The 22,849-nt window shown below is 58.2% G+C and carries 16 protein-coding genes, 2 tRNA genes and 4 pseudogenes; 9 read left to right on the top strand and 13 right to left on the bottom strand.

The window, feature by feature from the left end; translation table 11 throughout:
• Positions 1 to 75: 75 nt before the first annotated feature.
• Both ACCC96_RS18960 and ACCC96_RS18955 read left to right on the top strand, forming a co-directional pair.
• Positions 76 to 831: pseudogene (locus ACCC96_RS18960) on the top strand (MCP four helix bundle domain-containing protein); the annotation flags it as partial.
• Positions 826 to 1,689: a methyl-accepting chemotaxis protein gene (locus tag ACCC96_RS18955; RefSeq protein WP_413696632.1), complete on the top strand. Its 864-nt coding sequence runs from the start codon at positions 826 to 828 to the stop codon at positions 1,687 to 1,689. The pseudogene ACCC96_RS18960 and the gene ACCC96_RS18955, both read left to right, overlap by 6 nt.
• A gap of 30 nt (positions 1,690 to 1,719) precedes the next feature.
• Here the strand turns inward: ACCC96_RS18955 and ACCC96_RS18950 are convergent, their stop codons facing one another.
• Positions 1,720 to 2,493 (bottom strand): L-iditol 2-dehydrogenase, encoded by a 774-nt coding sequence (locus tag ACCC96_RS18950; RefSeq protein WP_413696604.1) that lies wholly within the window; start codon positions 2,491 to 2,493, stop codon positions 1,720 to 1,722.
• A gap of 94 nt (positions 2,494 to 2,587) precedes the next feature.
• The gene (locus tag ACCC96_RS18945; protein ID WP_413696603.1) at positions 2,588 to 3,898 is read right to left on the bottom strand and encodes an ABC transporter substrate-binding protein; all 1,311 of its coding nucleotides are present in this window, start codon (positions 3,896 to 3,898) and stop codon (positions 2,588 to 2,590) included.
• A gap of 300 nt (positions 3,899 to 4,198) precedes the next feature.
• Here ACCC96_RS18945 and ACCC96_RS18940 point away from each other — a divergent pair, with 300 nt between their 5' ends.
• Together ACCC96_RS18940 and ACCC96_RS18935 are read left to right on the top strand one after the other, a co-directional pair.
• Positions 4,199 to 5,101 (top strand): AraC family transcriptional regulator, encoded by a 903-nt coding sequence (locus ACCC96_RS18940; RefSeq protein ID WP_019651616.1) that lies wholly within the window; start codon positions 4,199 to 4,201, stop codon positions 5,099 to 5,101.
• A gap of 241 nt (positions 5,102 to 5,342) precedes the next feature.
• Positions 5,343 to 5,416 (top strand) — tRNA-Cys (locus tag ACCC96_RS18935).
• Between the two features lie 385 nt (positions 5,417 to 5,801).
• Here ACCC96_RS18935 and ACCC96_RS18930 read toward each other — a convergent pair.
• A complete protein-coding gene (locus tag ACCC96_RS18930) occupies positions 5,802 to 6,812 on the bottom strand; it encodes an acyltransferase family protein (RefSeq protein WP_413696602.1) in 1,011 nt (336 codons plus the stop codon).
• A 3-nt stretch (positions 6,813 to 6,815) separates the two neighbouring features.
• Here ACCC96_RS18930 and ACCC96_RS18925 point away from each other — a divergent pair, with 3 nt between their 5' ends.
• A complete protein-coding gene (locus ACCC96_RS18925; protein ID WP_413696601.1) occupies positions 6,816 to 7,115 on the top strand; it encodes a hypothetical protein in 300 nt (99 codons plus the stop codon).
• A gap of 687 nt (positions 7,116 to 7,802) precedes the next feature.
• A tRNA-Leu gene (locus ACCC96_RS18920) sits at positions 7,803 to 7,889 on the top strand.
• A gap of 289 nt (positions 7,890 to 8,178) precedes the next feature.
• On the opposite strand, the gene ACCC96_RS18915 is transcribed toward ACCC96_RS18920, so the two are convergent.
• Both ACCC96_RS18915 and ACCC96_RS18910 read right to left on the bottom strand, forming a co-directional pair.
• The gene (locus ACCC96_RS18915) at positions 8,179 to 8,364 is read right to left on the bottom strand and encodes a DUF4224 domain-containing protein (protein ID WP_258673940.1); all 186 of its coding nucleotides are present in this window, start codon (positions 8,362 to 8,364) and stop codon (positions 8,179 to 8,181) included.
• Between the two features lie 110 nt (positions 8,365 to 8,474).
• Positions 8,475 to 8,714, bottom strand: a pseudogene (locus tag ACCC96_RS18910) (siphovirus Gp157 family protein); the annotation flags it as partial.
• Between the two features lie 154 nt (positions 8,715 to 8,868).
• Between ACCC96_RS18910 and ACCC96_RS18905 the strand changes: the two are divergent.
• Positions 8,869 to 9,220: pseudogene (locus tag ACCC96_RS18905) on the top strand (phage tail protein).
• 113 nt (positions 9,221 to 9,333) lie between these two features.
• Here ACCC96_RS18905 and ACCC96_RS18900 read toward each other — a convergent pair.
• Positions 9,334 to 11,178, bottom strand: a complete 1,845-nt coding sequence (locus ACCC96_RS18900) for an acyltransferase family protein (protein ID WP_413696600.1) — start codon at positions 11,176 to 11,178, stop codon at positions 9,334 to 9,336.
• Between the two features lie 98 nt (positions 11,179 to 11,276).
• On the opposite strand from ACCC96_RS18900, the pseudogene ACCC96_RS18895 reads away from it, so the two are divergent.
• Positions 11,277 to 11,471 (top strand): annotated as a pseudogene (locus ACCC96_RS18895) (glycoside hydrolase family 19 protein); the annotation flags it as partial.
• Positions 11,472 to 11,569: 98 nt separating this feature from the next.
• Here the strand turns inward: ACCC96_RS18895 and ACCC96_RS18890 are convergent.
• The 3 genes from ACCC96_RS18890 to ACCC96_RS18880 all read right to left on the bottom strand — a co-directional run bounded on the left by ACCC96_RS18890 (position 11,570) and on the right by ACCC96_RS18880 (position 14,333).
• Complete coding sequence (locus tag ACCC96_RS18890) at positions 11,570 to 12,652, bottom strand: NAD(P)/FAD-dependent oxidoreductase (protein WP_413696599.1); 1,083 nt, start codon at positions 12,650 to 12,652, stop codon at positions 11,570 to 11,572.
• Between the two features lies 1 nt (position 12,653).
• Positions 12,654 to 13,340, bottom strand: a complete 687-nt coding sequence (locus tag ACCC96_RS18885) for a phytanoyl-CoA dioxygenase family protein (RefSeq protein ID WP_413696598.1) — start codon at positions 13,338 to 13,340, stop codon at positions 12,654 to 12,656.
• A 108-nt stretch (positions 13,341 to 13,448) separates the two neighbouring features.
• On the bottom strand, positions 13,449 to 14,333 hold the full coding sequence (locus tag ACCC96_RS18880) for a LysR substrate-binding domain-containing protein (protein WP_413696597.1): 885 nt from the start codon (positions 14,331 to 14,333) through the stop codon (positions 13,449 to 13,451).
• Positions 14,334 to 14,493: 160 nt separating this feature from the next.
• Between ACCC96_RS18880 and ACCC96_RS18875 the strand changes: the two genes are divergently transcribed.
• On the top strand, positions 14,494 to 17,523 hold the full coding sequence (locus ACCC96_RS18875; protein ID WP_413696596.1) for an FAD-binding and (Fe-S)-binding domain-containing protein: 3,030 nt from the start codon (positions 14,494 to 14,496) through the stop codon (positions 17,521 to 17,523).
• A gap of 114 nt (positions 17,524 to 17,637) precedes the next feature.
• Here ACCC96_RS18875 and ACCC96_RS18870 read toward each other — a convergent pair whose 3' ends face one another.
• The 4 genes from ACCC96_RS18870 to ACCC96_RS18855 all read right to left on the bottom strand — a co-directional run bounded on the left by ACCC96_RS18870 (position 17,638) and on the right by ACCC96_RS18855 (position 22,804).
• A complete protein-coding gene (locus ACCC96_RS18870) occupies positions 17,638 to 18,750 on the bottom strand; it encodes an alkene reductase (RefSeq protein ID WP_413696595.1) in 1,113 nt (370 codons plus the stop codon).
• A gap of 150 nt (positions 18,751 to 18,900) precedes the next feature.
• The gene (locus ACCC96_RS18865; RefSeq protein ID WP_413696594.1) at positions 18,901 to 21,138 is read right to left on the bottom strand and encodes a molybdopterin cofactor-binding domain-containing protein; all 2,238 of its coding nucleotides are present in this window, start codon (positions 21,136 to 21,138) and stop codon (positions 18,901 to 18,903) included.
• Entirely contained in the window at positions 21,135 to 21,608 is a 474-nt protein-coding gene (locus ACCC96_RS18860; protein ID WP_413696593.1) for a (2Fe-2S)-binding protein, read from the bottom strand. Before ACCC96_RS18860 ends, ACCC96_RS18865 begins: the two co-directional genes overlap by 4 nt.
• Positions 21,605 to 22,804 carry a c-type cytochrome gene (locus tag ACCC96_RS18855; RefSeq protein WP_413696592.1) on the bottom strand — a complete coding sequence of 400 codons (1,200 nt, stop codon included), beginning with the start codon at positions 22,802 to 22,804 and terminating at the stop codon, positions 21,605 to 21,607. Before ACCC96_RS18855 ends, ACCC96_RS18860 begins: the two co-directional genes overlap by 4 nt.
• Positions 22,805 to 22,849: the final 45 nt, after the last annotated feature.

Raw genomic sequence — 22,849 nt, 5'->3', positions numbered from 1 at the left:
ACCGCTTGGAACAGTCGATAACCCCAACAGTAGGCAATTAGCCGACCACGCACCTGCCGACAGGGGAACCATCGAGTGTCCATAAAATTACGTTTGATCTTGTTGATCGGCACTGGCTTGCTCACCGCCCTGATCGTGAGTCTGGTCAGCTATGTCGGTAACACTCGGATGGCTGAAGCGGTGAGTGACAACGAGGTCAGCATGACCGCGCTGCGCAATCACCTCGAAGCCGACATGATGCACGATGCACTGCGCGCCGATGTGCTGTCGGCGATGCTGGTAGGGTTGGGCAAGAGCCCCAGCAGCAAGGCCGAGGTGCGCAGCTCACTCAATGAGCATGCCGCGCATTTTCGCGAGATGCTCGGTGACAACCTCAAGCTGCCGGTCAACGACACCCTCAAGGCCGCGCTGGACAAGATCAAGCCAAGCCTCGATACGTACATCAGTGCCGCCGAGCGCATTGTCGGGCTGGCGCTGGATAATCCGGATTCCGCACAACAGCAACTGGGCACGTTCAATAACGCGTTCAGCCAACTGGAAAGCCAGATGGCCACCCTCAGTGAGCTGATCGAAACCAACACCCAACAGACCAGCGCGGGCACTCGGCAAACCATCAGCAGTGCCAACTTCACCCTCGGTGCCGTACTCATTGCCAGCTTGTTGCTGCTGCTCGCCCTGGGACGTTCGGTCATCCTGAGCATCATGGGGCCGTTGCAGATCGCCAGCCGGATTGCTGACAGCATCGCCCATGGCAACCTGAGCGAGCCTATCGTCGAGCCCACCCGCAAGGACGAAGCCAGCACCTTGATTCGCAGCCTGGCGACCATGCAGCGTGACCTGCGCGGCATGATCGAAGTGGTTCGCAGCAACGCCCACGGCGTAAGCGGCATGAGCCAGCAGTTGAGCAGCGGTTGCCATCAGGTCGCGGGCAGCAGCCAGCAGCAAAGCGTTGCCGCCAGCACCATGGCCGCGGCGGCCAGCGAAATGACTGCGAGCATCGAAGAAATCACCCGGCATGCAGAGCGTGCACTGAACATGGCCAACCAGGCTGAGGAACTGGCCAAGGACGGCGGTCGGGTGATTCATCAAGTGGTCAGCGACATGGACGGGATTGCCCGTTCGGCGCAGCAGTCGGCCCAGGTGATCCGCACCCTGGACAAGGAGTCCGAGGGGATTTTCAGCATCATTCAGGTGATCAAGGGCATTGCCGATCAAACCAACCTGTTGGCGCTTAACGCCGCCATCGAGGCCGCCCGCGCCGGTGAGCAGGGCCGTGGTTTCGCCGTCGTCGCCGATGAGGTGCGCAGCCTGGCAGGTCGTACCAGCGCCTCCACCCAGGAAATCGCCACCATGGTCGCGCGCATCCAGCAAAGCACCCGCGAGGCGGTCAGCAGCATGGAGGCAGGCGTCGCACAGGTCGACAAGGGCATGGCGGTGACCGCCGACGTCGAGCGCGCCATCCGCGAAATCCTCCAGGCCACGCTCAACACCACGGAGCTGGTCAATGACATCAGCCGCACGATCGGCGAGCAGAGCCTGGCCAGTAACGAAATCGCGCACCAGGTGGAAATGATTGCCGGCATGTCCGAAGGCAACAGCAAGGTGATCAACCAGACCGCCTCGACCACCGATGAGCTGTCCAGCCTGGCCGGACAGCTCTCGCAGTCGGTGGATCGGTTTCGCCTTTGAGGCATCGGCTGGCCCTGTCATCAGGGCCAGTCAGCTCATCCAGTTGCCGCCATCGACGTTATAAGTCTGCGCCACGATGTAATCGCTCTCGGCCGATGCCAGGAAAATCGCCATGCCGACAAGGTCATCTGCCGTGCCCATGCGCCCGTACGGGACTTCCTCACCCGCCAGCCTTTTCTTTTCCCCTAGCGGGCGGTTTTCATAGCGGGCGAACAACGCGTCGACGCCGTCCCAATGCTCACCGTCCACCACCCCCGGCGCGATGGCATTCACGTTGATTCGATGGGGAATGAGGTTGAGACCGGCCGACTGCGTGAGGCTGATCACCGCCGCCTTGGTCGCGCAATACACCGCGACCAGTGCTTCACCGCGCCGCCCGGCCTGACTGGCCATATTGATGATCTTGCCGCCGTGGCCCTGGCGGATCATCTGTTTGGCCGCGGCCTGCAACGTGAACAGGGTGCCGGAAACGTTGATCGAGAACAGCCGTTCGTAGCTGTCGCGAGAAATCTCCGTGATCGGCGCGAGATCAAACAGCGCCGCGTTGTTGATCAGGATGTCGAGCTTGCCTGCGGTGGCGATCACCGTGGCGATGGCTGCGTCGATGGATTGCTGATCGGTCACGTCCATCTCGACTGCATAGGCATTGGGTCCCAACTCGGTTGCCGTGGCTTGGGCACGTTCTAGGTTGATGTCGGCAATCGCGACCGTAGCGCCTTCGCGGATATAGGCTTGCGCGAACGTCCTGCCTATTCCTCTGGCGGAACCGGTAATCAGGGCGCTTTTTCCTTCTAGACGTTTCATTGTTTCCATCCAATCGTTAGAGCTAAAGAGACGCCCGTTGAGGGCATTAAAAATGGTCGTGCGAAGACCCCGCAGTGATTGCGTCACGCCGTTGCTACTTGGGATAACCGGCGCGCTTCATCTCGCGTTCGGTGCTTTGCTGCGCGGAGGCCAGGGCCTGTTCCACCGGCATCTGCCCGGTGAGCGCCGCGGATACCAGCTTGCCGACCGACGTGCCAATCGCCTGGAATTCGGGAATGGTCACGTATTGGATACCGACGTAGGGCACGGGCTGGACTGACGGGTGAGCCGGGTCGGCGTTCTGCATCATTTTCAGCGTGACACCGGCGAAGGGCGCCGCCTGCAAATAGGCGTCGCTGTAGGTCGACATGCGGGTGCCCGGCGGTACGTTGCTGATGCCATCCGTCTCGGCAACCAGTTGGATGTATTCCCTGGAGGTGGCCCAGGTCACAAAGGCTTTGGCAGCTTCCTTGTGTTTGGATGTCGCCGGGATGGCCAGTGACCAGGCATAGAGCCAGGACGAGCCTTTGTCGGTGACTTCTGTTGGCGCGGCGACGAAACCAACATCATTGGCCACCTTGCTTTGCGTTGTGTCGGTGATGAAGGAGCCGGCGACGCTGGCATCGACCCAGATTGCGCATTTGCCACTGTTGAACAGGGCGAGCGTCTCATTGAAGCCATTGCTCGACACACCCGGTGGGCCGTACTGCTTGAGGGTGTTGACGTAGAAGTTGGCGGCGGCAGTCCATTGCGGCCCGGTGAGTTGCGGCTGCCACTGTTCATTGAACCAGCGCGCGCCAAAGGCGTTGGACATGGTCGTCAGCAGCGCCATGTTCTCACCCCAACCGGCCTTGCCGCGCAGGCACATTCCATACTGTTCTTTATCCGGCCGGTGCAGCTTGCCGGCGAACTCGCCGAGCTGCGTCCAGGTCGGGTGCTCGGGCATGCTCAGGCCGGCGTTCTTGAACAGGTCGGTTCGGTAATAGGTGACGGTGCTTTCGCCATAGAACGGCAGGGCATAGAGCGTGTCGTTGACCGATAACCCTTGGCGAACCGCAGGGAAAATATCTTCGAGGTCATAGCTGGCGGGCAGGTCCTTTATTGGCTCCAGCCAATGCTTGGCGCCCCACAAGGGTGTTTCGTAAGTGCCGATGGTGAGCACGTCGAACTGGCCGCCCTGAGTGGCTATGTCGGTGGTCAGGCGCTGACGCAACACGTTCTCTTCAAGCACCACCCAGTTGAGCTTCAGGTCGGGGTGCAGCTGTTCGAAAGTTTTGGACAGTCGCTGCATGCGGATCATGTCGCTGTTGTTCACGGTGGCGATGGTCACCGTTTCAGCAGCCTGGCAGAGCAGGGCAGAGCACAGGCCGGCGGACAGAAAAAGCGCGCTTGGAATGATCTTCATCGTGATCTCCGCTCTGCGCCTTGGGCGGCAGAAGCTTTATTGTTGTTGTAATCCACGAGGCGGGTCATAGCCGCACCGGGATGACCACAGAATTGCAGCTACCCAAGCAGCGAACAAATGAATGGCATACGCGCCGCTGATACTTTTTTGACCGTGGAAAAAAGTATCAGTGGGCGCCATGTAGCGCGCTAGGCACTGGGCGTCGTTAATGCGAGTCTCATGTCAGCGTCCCGAGACTTCGACTCGTCCCGGGCTTCGCGGTACCTTGATAAAACCAACAAAAACGGAATCGCCAGGGTGATGAACCATCACGTAACCGCAGACAAGCCACCAGCGCTTGAAGTCATCCTCAACGAGCCCCAGCACAGCTTTCGTTGGTACGAACACGACTATCCCTTCGACCTGGCGCGCTGGAACCATCATCCGGAGTTCGAGATCCACCTGATCCGCGAAGGCAGCGGTCGGCTTCTGGCTGGTGACTACATCGGCGTATTCGAAGCCGGGCATGTCGCCCTCATCGGCCCGGGCCTGCCTCACGACTGGATCAGCGATCTGGGCAAAGGTGAGGTGATTACCGGCCGTGACGTGGTGTTGCAGTTCGATGGCCAGATGCTGATGCAACTGCGTGACAAGGTCCCGGAACTCAGCGAGTTACAAAGCCTGTTTCGCCAGGCGGCGCAGGGCATCGAATTTCAAGGCAACACCCGCAAGAAGGCGGCCCGACTGCTGGAAGAAATCGGCCAGTGCCATGGCTTGCAGCGACTGTGCCTGTTCCTGTCGTTGCTGCAACTGCTGGCATCGGCCCCCGACAGCGAGAGACAGACGCTTGCCAGCCTGCAGTACGCGCCCATGCTCGACGCATTGACGGCTCAGCGCATGAGCATTGTCTTCGACTACATCCTGAACGACCTCGCTGACGAGCTGCGGATGTCGGTCATCGCCCAGCGCCTGGACATGAACGAGCCGGCCTTCTCCAAATTCTTCAAGCGCGCCACCGGCCATACCTTCGTCGACCTGACGCGCAAACTACGAGTCCAGCGCGCCTGCCGTTTGCTGGCGCAAAGCAGTTTCAGCGTTGCCGATATCTGCTTTGAAGTGGGGTACGCCAACTTGTCGAATTTCAATCGGCACTTTCGCCATGAAATGCACGAGACGCCCAGCGAGTATCGACAGCGGTTGCAGCGTGCATCTTGCGGTGGGTAGCGCTTTCTGTGGCGCTGAAGTGTTAGTCTCGAAAGCAACCGGGTAGTGGCGTTAGCGCATCTGGAATTATTTTCTTCCAGTTCTTGACATGCCTTTCGAACCAGTCCAGAATTGCGTCCATTCCTGATTCAGGAACACGAAAACCCCTTAGATTTCAAAGGGTTGGAAGCTAGATTAGAATCTTGTTTCCAGATGCGAGTTTACACGTTTGGTGTTGTGCTACTCAACATCAGATGTTTGAGGCCGAATAGCAAAATGGTTATGCAGTGGATTGCAAATCCACCTACGCCGGTTCGATTCCGACTTCGGCCTCCACTATTAAAAACCCCGTAGATCAATGATCTACGGGGTTTTTTTATGCCTTCAGGAAAGTGAAGTGTTCCGCATGAATGGATTGCGTTGTTGGCTTTACGATGGGCCCACACGCGGTGATAAACCTTTTTTATCCCTCGAGCTGAGTGACCGAGCGGGGCACTTGCGTCAGTGATATCGTCAATTTCACTAGCCGTCTTCGGTCGGTTTCACGGAACTGAAATTTGCTAATCGTCGCTGAAAGCTCAAGGTCACCATCCGCGGCAGCCTTCGTGGCATCTGAAGATAGGTACAGAAGCTACTTCACCACTTTGCCAGTATGGCAAGGGCAGGGGTTCCAATCCCTGCGTGATAGTTGAGTGTATTGGAGTAATCGTTATAGGGGGGGTTAAGAGCTGGCAGTTTCTACTTGTTTGATTCTGTTGATGGTCTTTGCAGTGCGGTAGCGGGCTACTACAATTCTCCCGGCGCGAAGGCCGTACGTTTCTACTGTTTTATGTAGTACATAGCAAATGACTACAAGGATCATGACTATTTGTATTTTTTGCGGGATATAGGTGATTCCCAAGTTGCTCACGACTTCTGCCAAATAAGGCCATGCCCAGTTATGGAATAAATAGACTGAGTACGTCAGGTTTGAGGTGAGCCTGATAAGTGGGCCATCTTGTATTCTGTCTCGAATCAGCCATGCAGAGAAGAAAATAGCCAGTGCATACATCGAGTGATTATTGTTATTGAATGATGGCTGGATTTTGGTCGTCATAGTCCAGAATGCCAAGACGATGCATATCATTAATGCGATGCAGGCATTCTTATTGGCTTTGCCGGTTTCCAGCAGATAAATACACGATCCTAAAAAGAGGAACGGAGCATAAAGCGTGGTGTATCCGAGGGTGAGCCCTGGTGAGTTAGGGAATGGCGAAGAGAAATACAAGGTTGCAGCAATAGCGCCAAATATCATTGGAAGGTACTGCTGCTTGCGCATCAGGCCGGACGCCTTGAATAGCGCCATCAACACATAAAAAGCAACCTCAATCCGCAACGTCCATTCAACACCAGATAGTGAGGTTGGAATTGCAAACAGGTCACCTAAAAGAAGGAGGTGTGGAATCCATTGCCAGGCTGGAGGGAGCGGGATTCCATTAACGAATTTATTTACCAGCGCCTCGCAGATGACGGCGAAAATAAATAATGGATAAATTCTGAAAAAACGTTTTATGAGAAACTCTGTTGTGTTCTCGGACTGGAGTACATGCGTTATGACGTAGCCAGATGTAATGAAAAAAACGATTACCCCTGCAGCACCAGACCAAACTAATGGAGAGATTGCCGATAAAACATACCGTAAAGAGATATGTAGTGATTCATCGATAGATGCATAGTAGACGTCTGGGAACATTCGGTGGCCGACGAGCACGCCAATAAAGGCAAATATTCGCATGCAATCCAAAAATACAATTCTATCCATGATTTGATTAGGCATATAAAACCGAGAATGTTATTTGTTTTTTTGAGCGCTAAATTGGTGAGTCGCGCCGATCGATGCGGATTCTACACCAAATCACTGGACGCATCTTGGCAAAATGCCATTATTGTTGCTGTGCAACAATTATTGAAGATCCTCTCCGACGCCGGCACCAGCGTCGGCGTTTTTGCACCTGCCCTTAACGTGGCGATGAGGCGGTTCCAGATCGACCGCTAACGAGCATTTCCGCAAGCAATCGATGAGGACACATATCGCGCCGAAATGCTCACTGAGGGTTGGACCGAGTACCCAACCTGAGCAGTTTAAATATGGCGCTGGCGCGAGCCGTGATCATGGCCTTTTCCTGCACCCTGGGAGATGACCAATAGGGTTTTTTGCTGATCTCGAACTCATCGTAAAGACTGGGGTACAGCGTTTCTGCCGGTCGCTCGGCTCCAAACTTGATCATCCAGGTTGCCCTTCCGTTGGCGTTTAGTACGGCAAGGCTAGTCGATTAAAGCGTCTTTGCTTGTCGTTTTTGGTATCAATTGGTAACTCGGCATCAGGTCTATTTTCGGACGAGGTTGGCGCGATGAGTCACAAAATCAGGCGCCGGGTAGCTCCGCAGCCATGGAGCAGTCCCGTGTGCCGCGCGGCTTACAGAACCTTGAAAATCAGTAGCTTGCGGAACGATAATGATGCTAACCTATTGAAATAGCTTGTTTTGTTGATCGATTGAAGATCCACCTACATCGGTTCGATTCCGACTTCGACCTCCACTTTAAACGAGCTCCGTAGGTCCATGATCTACGGAGCTTTTTTATTTTCGCAGTCCTGCAAGATTTAGTCTTGAAAAGGGGGTTGTGAACTTGCTTCACCGGGGCGGGATGTATATATTTCCCCCTCTGTTGCACAAGCGCTACCGCCCGAATGGCGAAACTGGTAGACGCATGGGACTTAAAATCCCCCGCTCGTAAGGGCGTGCCGGTTCGATTCCGGCTTCGGGCACCATCTAAAATCAAGGGTTTGCGGGCGAAAGCTAATGCAAACCCTTGTTTGTTTCTGGTCCGCAATTCACTAAAAGTGATGGCCTTGACGACCAATTCAGTTGTGGTGCGATCACGCTCGAGCTTGGCGTACTCCATGATCACCGTAATCGCTGCCAGAGGGATTTCTTTTCGGTCCTTTCGTCAGTGTCGTAATAATAGAAGACCCGCCCGCTGGCTTTCTTACGCTCTCGCAGCCGGGCTTGAGCCGGATTTACTTGGTCGTCGTCCCATGTCAGCTGGCCTTACGTGTTTCATACGGTTTTTTCCGCTTCAAGCGTACCGACTGCGGTCACTGCCATCGCGGTAACACTTGGCCAGCCGTTCACTTTGGTCGTGTGTTGGACGTCATTCTTCTTCAAGTTGAGGATCTGACCTGCCTTCGTCCGCGCGCCGGTAAGCTCGCAAACCTCCTCGTGGGATAGAAACTGGATGTTCATGAGCTGCTCCGTACCGCGCGTGGCGGCAGAAGGCGGTTGTCATGCTGGCCAGCCAAGAGGAAGACTGTTCTCGCGCATCAGGTGGGGCGGCAGGTCCTCCTGCATGCCTGGCTTATGCTGTTCTTCTTCACGCGTTTCAGCTCGTTGAGCCGCTCGACCTCTTTGTTGATGGCATCGATATCGCTTTCGATATTGCGGCGCAGCATGACGATGTTGTCGGCCTTCATCTCGAACTCACCCAGGATTGCATCTACGGTGTCTTGCAAGGCCTCTTTCAGGCCCTCGTCGTCGGTGTCGGCCATGGCTTGAAGTTCGGCCATCCGGTCGGTGAGCTTGCCCTCTTTGCCCATATACCAACGCTCAATCTTCACCGTGTGCAGCTTGGCGTTAATGAGCAGCGCGCCGGGCCATTCTTTTGTGGGGGCCTGGAGCGGTGCACCCTCGTCGAAGCGCTCCTCAATCAGGCATTGACAGATCCCGATCCGGCCTCACAAGGAGCTGGCCATGAGTAATATCGACTGGTCCCAACTGATTGCCGTCGAGATGAAGGCTGCTGCCGCCGCGCTGCACCTGGTGGAAGCCAAGGCCGAATTGGCTGCAAAGAACGCTGTCGCGGTAACGCAGATCACGCGAGTTCAAGATCGCATCGACACGCCTGGTTACGGCATCGACGCCGGCGAGGCGACCGAAGAGGACGAGGCTACTGGTGAACCTTAAAGCCTGGAAGGCCTATAAGTTCGCCGTGGGCAAGGTAACCACGAAGCCAGGCTGGAATGCCTCGCCGGTTTGGCCGATTGTTCCAGCCGTACCGGTGATTGTTGCGGGCCCTGAGTCTCGATCAGCCGAATCCTTGTAGTGGCTTGCGCCGTTAATTCAGGATGGCTGGCGTCAGCTTCTCGGCAAACATCGCGGAGCCTTCTTCGGTAAGGTGGGCTATGTCGAAGGCTGCCGGAGTGCCGTCAGGTGTTGTCAGCGGGCACTTGTACCCCGGGCACTGATGTCCATGACCGATATAAATTTGACGTCCTGTCGATTTGAGAAGCGTGGACGCATCACGTTATTGGAGTTGTCGAGAAAGGCGTGCTCGAGTTCTTCGCTCGAAAGAAAGTCCTCACGGCCTGCCTTGATTCTTTCTGCAACCATTGCTGGCACGTTGAGCTTGTAAAGCGGAGCCTCGCCAAGGATTACCAGCTTTATGCCGGTGTCTGACAGCCTGCGAATGGTTAGCTCCAATAGATCCATGGTCACGTCATTGGCTACCCAGTTTGCAGCCATAATGATTATTTCCGGTTTCTCCTTGAGGATAACCGGCAAAGCCATTTCATTAAAAGCACCGCATCTTGGGTTTGATAGAACCGTGACGCCCATGATTGGCGGGCATGATTGGGCCGTAAGAAAGCCAAGAGAATAACCTTGCTGTTTTAAAGTTTTTGATAGTCCAGAAATATACTGTGCTGCGTGACTATCGCCCCATAGCATTACCTTTTTAGTGTTGCCGCTAGGTAGGCAAGAGCTTATATCAACAATTCCTGGAGCTTGATCTGCGGTTTGAAAGCAAGTGCCGGACTTATATAGGATCTTTGTGTTGTAATTAAGATATGAGAGTGCCTTTTTGACGCGGTGGTCAGCCCCTCCAGCAAACCCTCCCTTGTAAACGGTCAGCCCTGAGATAAACACTACAGAAGCAAGCGCCACAAAAGATACGCCAAGGACTTTTTTCGGGCGCTGTATCGAGCTACGACCTCTAAACGGCCGCTCGATGTATCGGAAATTTAGGTAAGCAAGGAGCACCGAGACAGCAAATGCTGCCGCCGCGAATGTGTACTGATCAGCATACGGGAATGCCCTTTTGCCGAAAACGATAACAGGCCAATGGACCAAATAAAGCGAATAGGAAATTCTGCCTATGGACGCAAGAACTTCATTCCCCAGGACCCTTTGGGACAGGGTGTTTTTCTGCTCGCCGGCATAGATTATCAGCGCTGCCCCGATGCATGGGAGGAGCGCGGCAAGGCCTGGGAATAGGGTTGCCTTGTCATAGCCAAAAACTGCAACGCAAATGCAGATCAAGCCGAAAGCACAAGCCAAAACTGAGATGGTCTTGCTCGGCGTACTACGGCGTCCTGGCAGTGCAAGTGCGCTACCAATCAGCATCTCAAAAGCCCTGAATGGCAGAAGGTAGAACGCTGCGGACGGGTCTGTCGTCAGAAGCCATGCTGACGACGCCATGGATGCAAGCAGGAGCGAGAAAATAACGACTCGAAGGTTTCGCGACGATGCGGCCATGGCGATGGCGAGCAAAGGAAACAGGATATAAAACTGCTCTTCCACGCCGAGCGACCAAAGATGCAGCAGCGGGATCTCTGTGGCCGAAGGGCCGAAATAATTCAATGTCGCATAGAAATATATATTTGCCGAAAACAATGCGGTTGAAATTACAGACTTCGCATAGCTCACAAGCTCACTCGGGTAAAGAAGATATCCTGCGCAAATTGAGCAAGCCACAAGTACCGATAACAGTCCCGGCAAAATTCGACGAGCGCGCCGTACATAGAAATTAGTTATCGAAAAAGACCCTGCGAATGTTTCCGTGTAGATGATCTTGCTGATTAAGAAGCCAGATATCACAAAAAACACATCCACGCCGACGAAACCGCCGGGGAATAAGCCAAGCCCAAGATGAAAAATCACAACGCTCAAAACTGCAATGGCGCGCAGACCGTCAATGTCTGATCGGTACTTTAAGTGATGAGGCGTTTGTTTTAGCGAGCTTAGTTTTGAGCTGGCAATAGATGTCATCGTTGGAAATTCCATGTGTTCAGGTCTGTCTCCTGGGCGCGCACATCCTACCCGATCGAAGAATTACCGGCGACACCTTGCCGCACTACGTTTATTTATTTCGGAGAAAGCGTATGTCCATCACCGCGCAGCAACTGCTGCAGATCCTCCCGAACGCCGGCAAACAAGCCGGCGTTTTTGCGTCTGTGTTGAATTTGGCGATGGACCGATACCAGATCAATACCCGGCTGCGGATGGCGGCCTTAATTGCCCAGGTGGGGCATGAGAGCGGCCAGTTCCGCTGTGTGCGTGAACTTGGCGGCGACCAGTAACTGAGCAAGTACCGGTCATCCCAGAACAGCCGGGCACCATGAATATCAAGGGCTTGCATGAGGTTTCTCATGCAGGCCCTTAGTTTTTTCCGCAATCAAAAAATCTTTTCCGCAAAGAATCGGTCGGGTCGACATGGGCCAAGGGCAGCAAAGGCCTTGTCGTCGATGATCTCCTCGCTGGCAAGGCGGCCCACTATCGCAGCCAGGGCGACTCCGGGATGCATGGTGCAGACGTACACCCCGCCGATAGTGGGTAAATACCCGATGATAGGGATGCCGTCGACAGCCATCGGCCTGAGTCCGACGCAAGCCAATTCCGGCTCAATGGAAACAACGCCGTGAAGTTCGTTCTGGATGGCCTTGGCGGTTCTTTGCGCTATTGCTGTCGGCTGGTTTTCCAAAGCGGCGCCCAAATAATCTTCCGCTGCCAGCAACGTACCCTCCGTGCTTTGCCTCACCTCCATTTCAGGGCTGGAGATGATGGTGTTCACGAGATTGGGTTGTGTCTTGTAGCGGATGAATATGGCAGGAGAGGCTTCTATTGGAACGGGCGCGTTTAGCATCTGTGTCAGTTTGGTGATGCCAGCCCCTGCGGCCAGTACGACAATGTCGGCTTCGATGATGCCCGTTGCGGTTTCGACTCCCGTCACCTTCGCATTCCGAGTGGTAAAGCCGAGCACCCGAGTCTGCGTGAGAACCTTTGCCCCATGAGCCTGGGCAGCTGCGATCAAGGCATGGGTGGCCGCTACAGCATCCAGCGCGCCTTCTTGCGCTGCATACAAGGCATGCTGAGGGGGATTCTTGAGGTTGGGCTCAAGGGTGGAAATCCGCGAGCGCGATACCGGTATTGCCGAGGGCTGGCTGCCTGAGGCTTGCTGCATGCCATCTGAGTCCGCGCCATAAGACAGGGAGCCTGTCCAGCGTATCTTCAGGCCAGGCAGCTCCGTTTCGAGTCGGCGATACTCTTCGATTGCTGCATCACGCAACTGTGCAATGGGATCGGGCCCGTTGTGTGAAGTATTGATCCATGCGAATGAGCTTCCAGTCACGCCGCACGCTATGCCTCCAGCCTCGACCAGAATGACATTCGCGCCCTTGCTGGTCAGGTGATACGCGAGGGACGCACCCACGATGCCCGCGCCAATGACAACAACTCTTTTGTCCGTGCCATCTCTCATATCAGCCTCCGTTCTGTGAGCAGGCAAAATCCGAAGGGTCGAACCGATCGGTCGTGTCCATCCGGATACTTCGCAGGCCCACCGTTTCCAGGTGTGACGCGTATAAAGGCTCCGAAAAATAGCTGATCAGGATGGAGCGACGGCGCGCGCCGATCGAGTTCAGACTGCCCGCATGCACTAAATCGGCATCAAACACCAGGATGTCACCCGCGGAGCCTGAAAGCTGCACTGACCGGGACTCGTCATTGAAGTCGAATGGCGGCGCTTCCTGGTCAGGGCGATGGCTGCCGGGGACGATACGTGTTGCGCCGTTCTCGGGGCCATAATCGTCGAAGTAAGCAATGGCGTTCACAATGTCGCCTGGCCGTTGGGCCGACAAGTCGCGGTGCAGCAGCTGATGACCGCCACCAGCAAGGGGCTCGCGACCCTCCACCTGCGAGAGGAAAAACCGTTCTCCGATCAGCTCACCAACCACCATCAGCAGTTCCGGCAGACGACACACCGCCTGAATCTTCGAATCAGAATCCAGCAGCGAATGGCGCCAATCCATGCCACGCGGCACTGGCCATTGGTCCGCCGGCTTCACGCCCGCATCGAACACGGCACGAAGGTCACCCAGCCACTCGGCCGGGATCGCTCGACGGAGCAGCGCAAAGCCATCTCGATGGAGTTGTTCGCGGTCAGTCATGGATTCCTCAATTCCCTTGCCACCAACGCATCAAAAGTCCTGCAGTTGCGCGCGCAACTGATGGACATCATAGAAGAACAAAGTGGACAGCCTGTTCTTTGCGCTCGTTCAGATCTGTTCCAGCAACCAGGTACGGAACGCGATAAGCGATGGCAGCATTTCGTTGCGCGGCGGGTAGGTCAGGTAGTAGCTGCGCTGGCTGGCGAACGGCTGGTCGAGGCTGATCAGCTCTGCGTTGGCCAGCTCGTCGGCCACTAGAATACGTGGCACCAAACCGATGCCGATGCCGGCCCTGACGGCCTGGATCAAGTGCGAGGTGAGTTCGAAACTCGGTCCCAGCCGCATCATTCGATGGGGCAGGCCGTGGTGGCTGAACCACTCGCCCCAGACGTTGGCGTTGTTTGCGACGTTGAGCAGTGTCTGTGCGCCAATGCGCTCCGGCGTCCAGGCGTCGTGGAGCTCGGCCGCTTCTGGAGAAATGACCACCATCAGTTCTTCGGTGTGCAGGCGATGGCTGATCAGGCCCGGCAAATCGGCATTGCCGACGACGATCGCGGCATCGATACCGCTGGTTTCGAAGTCGATGGCATCGATCCGTGAATTGATGTGCACCAGCATGCCGGGATGGGTTTTGTAGAAGTCATGTAGGCGCGGCAATAACCACTTCGAGCCAAAGGTCGGCAAGGTGGCCAGGCGCAAGGTGCCGCTGCCGGATTGATAAGCCATGGCTTGCAGCGTGGCGCTGCGGATGCGTCCGAGCGCTTCGCTCATTTCCCGCTGGTAGAGACGACCGACATCGGTCAACTGCACTTGCCGGCCTTCACGGCGAAACAGCGTCAGGCCCAGTTGCTGTTCCAGTGCCTGGACTTGCCGGCTCACGGCGCTTTGGGTCAGAGACAGTTCCATCGCGGCGCGGGTGTAGCTTTCATGGCGGGCCGCGGCCTCAAAGGCCAGCAGCAACGACATCGAGGGCGTGAGGTGACGGTAATTCATTCGTAAAAGTCATCGATAGCGGCAGGATTATCCGTTTGTCCGGCGCCAGAGCCTACAGGATCATTGGCGTAGCCGACGACCTGAGGCTGACCCATTAATGCTCAGGCGACAAGTGTTTTGATTTTTTCCCATGATTAGACCGACAAGAGAACAGCCTGCGATGATCGCTCAGTTACCCACCGTTGCACTCGCGGCAGACTACCCGGAATTTCTTCAGGCCCTGCGCGCCAGCGGCTTTCGTGGCCAGCTCAGCGCCGACTACGCCACTCGCACCGTGCTGGCGACCGACAACTCGATTTACCAGCGCCTGCCGCAAGCGGCGGTGTTCCCCATGGACGCGGACGACATCGCACGCATCGCGACCTTGATGGCCGAACCACGCTTTCGCCAGATCAAGCTGACCCCGCGAGGTGGCGGCACGGGCACCAACGGCCAGTCATTGACCGATGGCATCGTGGTCGACTTGTCGCGGCACATGAACACCATCCTCGAAATCAACGTCGCCGAGCGTTGGGTGCGGGTGCAGGCGGGCGTGGTCAAGGACCAGCTGAATGCCGCGCTCAAACCCCATGGGCTGTTCTTCGCCCCGGAGCTGTCGACGTCCAACCGCGCCACCGTCGGCGGCATGATCAACACCGATGCCAGCGGCCAGGGGAGTTGCACCTACGGCAAGACCCGCGATCACGTGCTGGAACTGCACAGTGTGCTGCTCGGTGGCGAGCGCCTGCACAGCCGGCCTCTGTCCGACGCGGAGCTGGAAGTGGCCTGCACGCAACCCGGCCGCATCGGCGAGGTGTACCGGACGGCGCGGCACATTCAGGAAACCCAGGCCGACCTGATCGAGTCGGTGTTCCCCAAACTCAACCGCTGCCTGACCGGTTACGACCTGGCGCATCTGCGCGACGAGCACGGGCGTTTCAACCTCAACAGTGTGCTGTGCGGTGCGGAAGGTTCGTTGGGTTACATCGTCGAAGCCAAGCTCAACGTGCTGCCGATTCCCAAGTATTCGGTGTTGGTGAACGTGCGCTACAGCAGCTTCATGGATGCGTTGCGCGACGCTAATGCGTTGTTGGCGCACAAGCCGTTGTCCATCGAAACCGTGGACTCCAAAGTGTTGATGCTGGCGATGAAAGACATCGTCTGGCACAGCGTCGCCGAGTACTTCCCGACGGACGCCGGGCGCGCGACGCTGGGCATCAATCTGGTGGAGTTCAGCGGGGAAGACCTGGCGGAGGTGAATGCTCGCGTGGCGTCGTTCGTGGAGCATCTGCAGGCCGACACGACGATTGAGCGACTGGGCCACACCCTGGCCGAGGGGGCCGAAGCCGTGACCCGCGTATACACCATGCGCAAACGCTCGGTCGGGCTGCTGGGTAACGTCGACGGTGAGGTTCGCCCGCAGCCTTTCGTCGAAGACACCGCCGTGCCGCCGGAGAAACTGGCTGACTACATCGCTGAGTTCCGCGCCTTGCTGGATAGCCATGGCCTGGCCTATGGCATGTTCGGTCACGTCGATGCCGGTGTGTTGCATGTACGTCCGGCGCTGGATATGAAAGATCCGGCCCAGGCCGCTCTGGTCAAGCCGATTTCCGATGCAGTGGCGGAGCTGACCCGGCGTTATGGGGGGCTGCTGTGGGGTGAGCACGGCAAAGGTTTGCGTTCGGAATATGTCCCCGATTTTTTTGGCGAGCTGTACCCGGCGCTGCAATCGCTCAAGGGAGCGTTCGACCCGCACAATCAGCTCAATCCCGGCAAAATCTGCACTCCGCCGGACGCCGCCCAAGGCTTGCTCAAGGTCAACGAAGTCACGCTGCGCGGTGATCTGGATCGGCAAATCGACGAGCGCGTCTGGCAAAGCTTCGGCACCGCCGTGCACTGCAACGGTAACGGCGCCTGCTACAACTACGATCCCAACGATGCGATGTGCCCGTCGTGGAAAGCCACCCGTGAACGCCAGCATTCACCAAAGGGCAGGGCCTCATTGATTCGCGAGTGGTTGCGTCTGCAAGGCGCGGCGAATATCGATGTGCTGCAAGCGGCCCGAGGCAAGTTGTCGTGGCTGAGCGGGTTGCCAACGCGGTTGCGCAATAACCTTGCGCGCTCGCGCGGCGAGGCGGATTTCTCCCATGAGGTCTACGACGCGATGGCGGGGTGTCTGGCCTGTAAATCCTGTGCGGGACAATGCCCGGTCAAGGTCAATGTGCCGGAATTCCGTTCGCGATTTCTGGAGCTGTACCACGGTCGTTATCAACGCCCGCTGCGCGACTATCTGATTGGCTCTCTGGAGTTCACCCTGCCTTACATGGCCTACGCGCCAGGTGTGTACAACGCGGTGATGAGCTCGAAATGGGTGAGCCGTCTGCTTGAGCGACAGGTCGGTATGCTCGACAGTCCGTTGATCAACCGCCATAACTTGCAGGCCACGTTGACCCGCTGCAAGGTCGCTGTCGCCAGTGTGCCAGCCTTGCGCGAGCTCACTGTCGCGCAACGTGAGCGCAGCGTGGTGCTGGTGCAGGACGCCTTCACCCGGTACTTCGAAACCCCGTTGCTGGCGAGCTTCATCCAGTTGGCGCATCAGCTGGGTTATCGGGTGTTTCTGGCGCCCTATAGCGCCAACGGCAAGCCTTTGCATGTGCAGGGTTTCCTCGGTGCGTTCGCCAAGGCGGCGATCCGCAACGCCCATCAGCTCAAGACGCTCGCCGACTGCGGAGTGCCGCTGGTGGGGCTGGACCCGGCGATGACCCTGGTCTACCGCCAGGAATATCAGAAAGTACCGGGGCTCAACGATTGCCCAAAGGTCCTGCTACCCCAGGAATGGCTCTGCGATGCGTTGCCGGAAAATCCGCATCCAGCGACTGATACATTCCGCTTGTTGGCGCACTGCACCGAGAAAACCAATGTCCCGGCCAGCACTTCGCAATGGGAGATCGTTTTTGCCCGGCTCGGGCTCAAGCTGACGACTGAGGCGACCGGCTGCTGCGGCATGTCTGGAACCTACGGTCATGAAGCCCGGAACCAGGACACCTCGCGGACCATTTTCGAGCAGTCATGGGCCGGCAAGCTGGACAAAAAGGGTGAGGCGCTGGCGACGGGATACTCCTGCCGCAGTCAGGTGAAGCGCTTCGCCAACACGCAATTGCGCCATCCACTGGAGGTTGTGCTGGAGCGCATTGTTCAGCCAGTTCGCTGATGCAAACGCTGCGGCTGATTGCACGCAGCATCAGTTCCTTGGCGCGGCGCTCTTGCCCGTCGGACGAGGCGCCCACGGGCGCGCCAAGGTGCATTGATGGTCTGGATTCACCTGTCAGGAGTGAGCCGGGTAATCCACGTATCCACGCTGATCGCCACCGAAGAAGGTGCTCGGATCCGGCGCATTGAGCGACAACCCGTCGCGAATTCGTCGTGGCAGATCAGGGTTGGCCAGAAACGGTCTGCCGAACGCGATGATGTCCGCGCGGCCGTCGATCAAGGCCTGTTCCGCCGTCTCGGGGTCGTAGCCACCGGCGATCATCAGCACGCCGTCCCACGCTGCACGCAGTTGGCCGATGATTGCATCCCAGCGCGGATCGAAGTTCTCGTCCTTGACGGTGCCGACGACGGCAGGCTCGACGAGGTGCAGGTAGGCCAGATTCCACTGGTTCAACGAACGTACGATGTGGCCGAACGTAGCTTGCGGCGTCTCATCGCCCATGCCCATGAAGCGTCCCATCGGCGTGAGGCGTACCCCCACGCGCTGCGCACCGACTTCGTCGACGACGGCAGCAACCACTTCCAATAACAGGCGCGCACGGTTTTCCAGGCTGCCGCCATAGCTATCCTCGCGCTGGTTACTGTTGCTGTTGATGAACTGATCCAACAGATAGCCGTTGCCGGCGTGAATTTCCACGCCATCCATTCCGGCACTCAGCGCATTGCGCGCGGCCCGGCGGTAGTCGTTGATGATGTCAGCGATCTCCGAGGTTTCCAGTGCCCGCGGAACCGGCACATCGCCCCACACACCGTTGCCATCCGCGTCGACGATGAACGTCTTGCCCGGCACGGGTAATGCGCTCGGGGCCACTGGAAGGGCATTGTCAGGCTGGAAACTTGGGTGCGACACGCGGCCCACGTGCCAGAGTTGCATGAAGATCAAACCGCCGGCCTCGTGCACCTGGCTGCTGACTTCGCGCCAGGCCTGTACCTGCTCATCGCTGTAGATTCCCGGGGTCCAGGCATAGCCCTGGCCCTGTCGGGAGATTTGCGTCGCCTCGGTGATGATCAATGCGGCGCTCGCACGCTGACGGTAATATTCGGCGTTCATGGCCGTCGGGACATCGCCCGGTTGCCCGGCACGAGAGCGTGTCAACGGCGCCATCGCCACTCGGTGCGGGAGTGTGTATGGCCCCAATGCGATGGGTTGGAACAGTTGCTGCGTCATAGAATTTCTCCAGGTTTCGAAAAGAGGGGGCAGGGCGGCGATGGACGCTCGGCCAGGCACCGTATGGCCGTAAGTTAATCCGCTGCATGCCGCTTGATAATCCGCAAAAGCCTCTACGCTGCATTGCGTGAAACGCAACGCTGCGCAGGGTCAGGACGGTTGCTCTGAACGGGTCAGAGGAAGGTTCAGCCAGCGTCGGCCGGTAGCGTTCGCCACGGCATTGCCGAGGGCGGCGGCCATCGGTCCCTGGACGATTTCGGCGGCGCCGAGAAACGGTTGTCCCGGCTGGTCGAGCAGATGAACGTCGACCTTTCTGGGTAGCTGCGAAAAGCGCAGGATCGGGTAGCCACTCCAGTCGTAGCTGCGAATTCCCCCGGCGTCATAGGCGACTTTTTCATACAGCGTCCAACTGGTGGACTGTACGATCCCGCCTTCCACCTGGTTGCGCAGGCCATCGGGATTGACGATTTGCCCGACGTCTACCGCCGTGACGACGTGATCGACCTGCACCTCGCCTGTCTGCGGATGCACCTGCAAGCGCACCGCGATCGCGCAATAGCCCATGATGTTTTTGTAGCGGGCAAACGCGAAGCCGATGCCCGCACCCGGCTCGCTGTTCTTTTGCGACCAGTCGATGGCGTCGCGCACGCGCTCCACCACGGCCCGCGCCCGGGGATCCGCCAGATGGGCAAGGCGCAAGGCCACCGGATCGCTCCCGGCCCTGGCGGCAAGCTCATCGATGCACGCCTCGATCGCGAAGATGTTGATGTGCGCGCCCAGCGAGCGCATGGCAGAGGTGCGAAACGGCATCTCGGTGACGAAGTTCATGTTGATGCGCGTGGATGCCAGCGTGTACAGCGGCACGGCATTGCGATCGCCGTCGCCTTCAGGTTGAGCGATGGGCACCGAGGGCGCAGAGATGAACGGCCGGGCCAGCAGTCGCGCCGGCAGCAACCGGCCCGCGTTGACGATGCGTTCGTTATGCGGCGTGGTCCACAGTTCATAGTTCCAGTCCTGCAGTCGACCTTGCGCATCAAGATTGGCCTGCACTTCAGTCACCATCGCCGAGCTGTAGGGTTCCCAGAGATTTTCCTGCTCGCGCATCCACTGCACCCGCACCGGCGTGCCCGGTATTCGCATGGCAATCAACGCCGCGTCGGCCGCCGCATCGTCTGCGCCGTTGTGGCCGTAACAACCGGACCCTTCGGTGTGGATACAGCGAACGCGGTCGGGAGGTAGCCGCAGCATTTCGGCGATCCCGGCGCGCAGCGGATACACGCCTTGGGTGTGGGTCCAGACGGTGAGGGTGCCGTCCTTGAACCAGGCCACGGCGCAGGATGGGCCGATGGATCCGTGCATCAGGTATTGCTTGGTCACGCGCGCTCGGTAGCGGTTGTCGGTCGCTTCCTGTGGCGTGCCCTCATGGCTGATCGGATAGCGGCGTGAAGGCAGGCGTTCGAGCAATGCGTGGATGTCCCGTGACTCGGGTATCGTTTGTCCGCCGCTCCAGTGCGCCGATTCATATCCGCGGCGCATGGCCTTGATCGCTTGCCATTCATCACGCGCCACCACGGCAAGGTAATTGCCATCGCGAATCACCTGCACAACCCCGGCCAACGTTTTGATCGCCTCCGCGTCGAAGGCTTCCAGCGTGCAGCCGGGACGAGGAGGGCGAATGACCCGAGCGTGCAGCATGCCCGGCAAACGAATGTCCTGAACAAATGCAGGGCCGCCGCTGACTTTTGCCGGAATGTCCAGTCGTTGCAGCGAATGACCGATCAGCTTGAAGCCCGTCGCTGGCATTGCCGGCGATTCGGACTTGGCATAGAGGTGCAGATCGACGTTTTTGACGGCGTCAGCGTAGGACATTCGTTGTCCGGCAGGGCCGTGAATGATTCCTTCCTGCGTCGTCAACAGTGGCGGTGCCACCTCCCAGCTGCGCCCGGCCGACTGCAGCAATAACTCACGCACCTGCGCCGCCGCGTTGAACAAAGCGGTGCCGCTGTCGAAAATGCTGTGGCTGCCGGCGGTATAGCCTTCGTTGGGCGTCAGAGCGGTGTCGGCAGTCAGCAGGTTGATCGTCGTCGGGGAAACCTCCAGACGTTCGGCGGCAATTTGCAGCAAGGCTGTTTTGACGCCAGTGCCCAATTCGACCTTGCCGGTGTAGACGGTGATGCCTTCAGGGCCCACGCGAATCCACGCATCGAGGTAGGGATTGGTGCGCAGGCTGCCGGGCAGATCAGGCGCCAGCACCACCGTGCCGAGCGTATCCACTTCGGTGTCGGCCCATGCACGACGCGCCGCCGGCACCAGGGTAAACGCCACCAGCAAGGCACCCCCACGCAAGAAAGCCCGGCGACTGTGGTCAACTTTGTTCTCCATCGTCATCTCGCGCTCCCGTTTTGCCCGGCCACCAGGCTGATTGCCTCGATAATCCGCAGGTGGGTGCCGCAACGACACAGGTTGCCTGCCATGTGCTCGCGAATGGTTTGCTCGTCCGGGTGCGGATTACTTTCCAGCAATGACTGCGCGCGCATCAGCATGCCGGCGATGCAGTAGCCGCATTGGGCCGCCTGTTTATCGATAAAGGCTTTTTGCAAAGGACCGGGACGTTCGGCGGTACCGAGGCTTTCAACCGTTCGAACCTTCTTGCCTTCAAGGCCCGCGCAGGGCGTCACGCAAGAAAAAACCGGTTTGTCATCGACGATGACGGTACAGGCGCCGCACTGGCCCAAACCACACCCGTACTTGGCGCCGTTCAGCCCCAGATGATTGCGTAGCGCATAGAGCAGCGGCATGTCAGGTTCCAGCTCCAAGGCGTGGGCCGAGCCGTTGACGTTGAGCGTGACTTGGGTCATTTCGTCTCCTGACGGATCGCTTCAATAGTGGAAGAAAGCTCTGTCCAGGGTTGGTCAGGCCTGGCTTGCTGGCGCAGGTATGACGCCAGGGCGGTGAGTTGAATGTTGTCCAGGCTGGCGGCAAACGGCGGCATGACCGGTCCGGGCACGCCCGGAGTTGCCGGTACGCCTTCGAGCACGGTTTTCAGGAAATTGCGCGCGCTCGGGGCTTGCAGTGCCGAGGTGCGATCCAGCGCCGGACGCCCGTCGATCTCGCGCATCGGTGCCGCAGGGGCATGACAACCGGCGCAGGCACTGGCGAACAGCAGGGCGCCGCTGGTCTGGTCCAAGGTCTCAACGTTCCCGGCGCCGGGTTGGATTTCGGTGATCGCAGCCTTGGTTTGCAGGCTCAGCAAATACTCGGCAATCGCCTCTGCGTCACTGACCGGCAAGCGAGTAAGACTGAGGCTGACCGGGCGCATCGGGCCCGCGGCGGTGCCGTGCCCGTTTACCACTTCTGCCCGCAGATAGTGGACCAATTGCTCGGTGCTCCACGGGTTTGCGCGACGGGCCATGCCGAGCAGCGAAGGCGCCTCCCAGCCATCCACCTCACCGCCCGCGAGGCTTGCGCCGGACTGCTCGGCACCGATCAGGTTCAACGGTGAATGGCAGCCCGCACAGTGGCCGGGGCCTTCAACCAGATAACGTCCGCGATTCCACGCTTCAGATTGCTGCGCCACAGGTGTCAGCGGCTCTGCGTGCAGGAACAGCAGATTCCAGAACGACACCAGTGGCCGGAGGTTCATCGGGAAATTCATGTGGTTTTGCATGGCCGGTGAGTTCACGGCAGGGCCGCTCATCAAGTACGCATACGCGTCGGCAATGTCGCCTTCGCTCATGCGCCGGTAGTGCGCGTACGGGAAGGCGGGGTACAGGAAGTGGCCATCGCGGGCGATCCCTTCACGCATCGCCCGCTCGAACGCCGGCAGTGACCATTGGCCGATACCGGTCTGCGGGTCGGGTGTGATGTTGGTGCTGTAGAGCGTACCGAACGGCGTCACCAGCGGCAGCCCGCCTGCCATGTATTGACCGCCCGGACGCGTATGGCACACCGCACAATCGCCTGCTTCGACCACCCGCGCACCGCGCTGCAATTGCGCGGCATCGAACGTTCGCGGGCGCTCAATCGGTGCTATCGCCGGGCGCCACATCAGCATCGCCGCGCCGATTGCGCCTATCGAAGCGTGGACGGCTGCGCTGAT

The organism is Pseudomonas sp. Pseusp11, from assembly GCF_047304405.1.
Classification (GTDB): domain Bacteria; phylum Pseudomonadota; class Gammaproteobacteria; order Pseudomonadales; family Pseudomonadaceae; genus Aquipseudomonas.
This window is presented reverse-complemented; position numbering and strand designations above follow the sequence as displayed.